General features: G+C 39.5%; 1 protein-coding gene. It reads left to right on the top strand.

What is annotated here, in order from left to right:
* Nucleotides 1–21 precede the first annotated feature (21 nt).
* The coding region (locus tag AOA60_RS32450) for a PfkB family carbohydrate kinase (protein WP_218240920.1) at nucleotides 22–238 on the top strand (217 nt) is incomplete at its 3' end.

Below are 238 nucleotides of genomic sequence, written 5' to 3'. Positions count from 1 at the left end.
GTACAAGATTGTGGCATAATCTTGATCAAACTAGGACATCAAGGCTTATATTTTCGATCAGCAGATAATTCTAAACTGGACCATATTATAAAAAAATTAAATTTGTCAATGCATAACTGGAAAGGACGAGAACTATTCGTCCCCTGCTTTGATGTGAAAGTGGCAGGAACTACGGGTGCAGGGGACTGTACAATTGGAGGTTTTTTAACCGCACTTCTCAAACAGCAGTCTCCAGAAG

Origin of the sequence: Pseudomonas sp. 2822-17, assembly GCF_002742485.1 — a bacterium.
Classification (GTDB): Bacteria; Pseudomonadota; Gammaproteobacteria; order Pseudomonadales; family Pseudomonadaceae; genus Aquipseudomonas; species Aquipseudomonas cyclaminis.
The sequence above is the reverse complement of the archived record's forward strand: the minus strand, read 5'-3'. Positions and strand labels throughout refer to the sequence as shown.